The sequence below is a fragment of the Sulfitobacter sp. HI0129 genome, assembly GCF_001635395.1.
Taxonomy (GTDB): Bacteria; Pseudomonadota; Alphaproteobacteria; order Rhodobacterales; family Rhodobacteraceae; genus Sulfitobacter.
Genome location: NZ_LWGH01000644.1, coordinates 1 through 2,434, shown reverse-complemented (window position 1 = coordinate 2,434; position 2,434 = coordinate 1). Strand labels below are relative to the sequence as shown.

The window sequence follows — 2,434 nt, the reverse complement described above, 5'->3', positions numbered from 1 at the left end:
CAAAAGCCTTGCTCCCGTAGCGCCCTGTGGTGACCTTTCTGCTTTGCACAGCCGGTGACATTTCTGAATGGGATTTACATTGCCGACCCCAAGGCACATTCTAAACTGCGTTGCGACACTTCCTCTATCTTGCTGAAAAAGCAAGGAGAACAGACATGGCGCATACAGAGCTGGATTTGCGTGAGAGACGCATCATTGAGGACATGCTCAAGGCAAAAATTTCGGTCAGCAAAATTGCCGCTGAGCTTGGGAGACACCGTTCCACGATCTACCGCGATATAAAACGGAACTTCTACACGGATGGCGAACTGCCGTATCTGAATGGCTATTACTGTGTGATGGCGCAGCGTCAGGCGGAAGCTCGCCGTGCGCGACGGCGCAAATTGATCCGTCTCCCCAAGCTTCGGATGGCCGTGATCACCCAGTTGAAAGAAGGCTGGTCACCCGAGCAGATTGCCGGTCGGCTTGCATTTGAAGGACATGCCATTCGTGTCAGTCATGAAACGATCTACGCCCATGTTTACAGCGCCGAGGGACAATCCGAAGAACTCGCCAGATACCTTCCAAGTCGCCGCAAAAAACGCCGGCCCCGATATGCCAGACGCCCCAGAGGACAGGTGTTTCCGCCGGATCGCTCCATTCATCAGCGCCCGGAGCATGTGAACACGCGCGAGACATTTGGCGACTGGGAAGGCGACCTGATGATTTTCGAGCGCGCCCAAGGCAACATGAATGTTGCCTCACTTGTCGAGCGCAAAACGAGGTTTGCCGTCTTGTTCCGCAACAACGATCGTAGCTCCAACCACTTCATGCGCAAGCTGATGGATGTGATGGAACCCCTGCCCCAACAGGCCCGCAAATCGATCACCTTCGACCGCGGTTTCGAGTTCAGGGAATGGAGAAAGCTCAAGACGGGCATCGGCACTGACAGCTGGTTTTGTGACCCCCAGGCACCTTGGCAAAAGGGTTCGGTCGAGAACCTGAACAAACGCGCACGGCGATACCTGCCCCGTGACACCCAGCTCGCGGCGCTCTCAAATCGCAATATGAGGGCGATTTGCGACCGCCTCAACGGAACCCCAAGAAAGTGCCTTGGTTGGCGAACACCAACGGAAGCATTCAGGGAAGAATTGATGAAACTGAGATAGCGGAAACTGTCGCAACGGCCCTTGAGTCATCACAAATTTCCCTGTAGAATTCGTCCTCTCGAACCTCCCTGTGGACGACCGACTGGCGGCACCGGAATTGCCGGTGCCGCCCTTTTCCGAAAGAACGATTGAACGGCCCAGAATGTTATCGAGACGGATCATCCCGTGACCTGCGTATCGGCAGGCATCCCATTCCGGCGATCTCGCGCCGTTCCAAGATTTCTTCTCCGCGCCTCCGAATGTAATATATATCGCGTGGCGATATTTCGCGCAGCGTGTCCGTTTCGCGGGCATGAACTTGCGGGACCGTGTAGCATTGAACATCCAAGACTTGAGACGCGCCCGCGGCCTCAGCCAGGAGGAGCTTGCTCATCGGGCCGACGTGAGCCGCGGCCATATGGGCAAGGTCGAGAACGCCAAGTTCGCGGCCTCCCTCGACCTTCTCGAACGCATCGCCAAGGCGCTCAATGTCGACCCCGAAGAACTCTTCGCGAAGCGCAAGTCCGTTTCCTGAGGCTTTGATCCCGCCACCCAACACGAAAGACAGAACGGCAAGAACAGTACGAGTGGCGCGGATACATGGCGAAGAGAAAGACAGGCTGGCCTTTCCAGGAAGGGTTTCTGAACGACGGGACGCAGAAGATTCACCTGTTCACCGATTACCGTTGGAATGATGGCTCGGTGAGCCGTCGTTGGCATGTCGATCCGGAACGCTTTGATGCCAGTCTTGCCATCGTGCGCCCGTTTTCCCTGACGCCCAGTGACAGCTCAGATCAGTAGGAAAACCACTCTGAGTGACCCATGTTGCCCTCGTAGTCACCGTATTCGACCATGATGCTGCGGGAATAGAAGTGCCATAGGCCACCGCTGGTCGGGTAAGCGATCTCCTGCCCGCTTTCCGAGATGAATGTCGCGGGCCAGGGCGCGTGGGATCCGTAGACCCGCTGGATGTAGCGGCAGGTCCGGTTCTCGCGATCACAGGAGCGGATCGACCAGTCCCATTGACGCGGCTCGTCACGCGGCTCATAGGAGCGCCCGGTGAACCAGATCACATGGGTCCGGTTCAGCCATTCGTATTCCGGCAGGTTGGTGTCGAGTTCACCCTCGCCGCCCGGACCACCGAGCTCGACCGGCACATGGGCGAAGGTGCAGACCCCGAAGGGCGGTAGACTCGGCCAGGGCGTGATGCGGCGGATCATGGTGCGATAGGCGCGGGCACAAACGGCACTCGGGGGGAACCCACCCGCCATGCAGAGCATGATGGCGCAGTCGATGTCATAGGCCTG

General features: G+C 57.6%; 4 protein-coding genes. 3 read left to right on the top strand and 1 reads right to left on the bottom strand.

The genetic code is table 11. The features are described 5' to 3' along the window. Positions 1-155: 155 nt before the first annotated feature. The 3 genes from A3764_RS16715 (at position 156) to A3764_RS16705 (ending at position 1,928) form a co-directional block, all read left to right on the top strand. A complete protein-coding gene (locus A3764_RS16715; protein WP_009804210.1) occupies positions 156-1,148 on the top strand; it encodes an IS30 family transposase in 993 nt (330 codons plus the stop codon). A gap of 316 nt (positions 1,149-1,464) precedes the next feature. Continuing rightward, positions 1,465-1,662 (top strand): helix-turn-helix transcriptional regulator, encoded by a 198-nt coding sequence (locus A3764_RS16710; RefSeq protein ID WP_236628223.1) that lies wholly within the window; start codon positions 1,465-1,467, stop codon positions 1,660-1,662. A gap of 65 nt (positions 1,663-1,727) precedes the next feature. Beyond that, positions 1,728-1,928, top strand: a complete 201-nt coding sequence (locus A3764_RS16705) for a hypothetical protein (protein WP_009804208.1) — start codon at positions 1,728-1,730, stop codon at positions 1,926-1,928. Here the strand turns inward: A3764_RS16705 and A3764_RS16700 are convergent. Next, positions 1,922-2,434, bottom strand: a 513-nt coding sequence (locus tag A3764_RS16700) for a hypothetical protein (protein WP_067951795.1), incomplete at its 5' end; no start/stop codon positions are given. The two genes, A3764_RS16705 and A3764_RS16700, sit on opposite strands and share 7 nt — an antisense overlap.

Excerpts from the sequence above, each read along its gene's own strand:
- A3764_RS16715 (WP_009804210.1), top strand. The coding sequence starts at position 156 with ATGGCGCATACAGAGCTGGATTTGCGTGAGAGACGCATCATTGAGGAC.
- A3764_RS16705 (WP_009804208.1), top strand. The coding sequence starts at position 1,728 with ATGGCGAAGAGAAAGACAGGCTGGCCTTTCCAGGAAGGGTTTCTGAAC.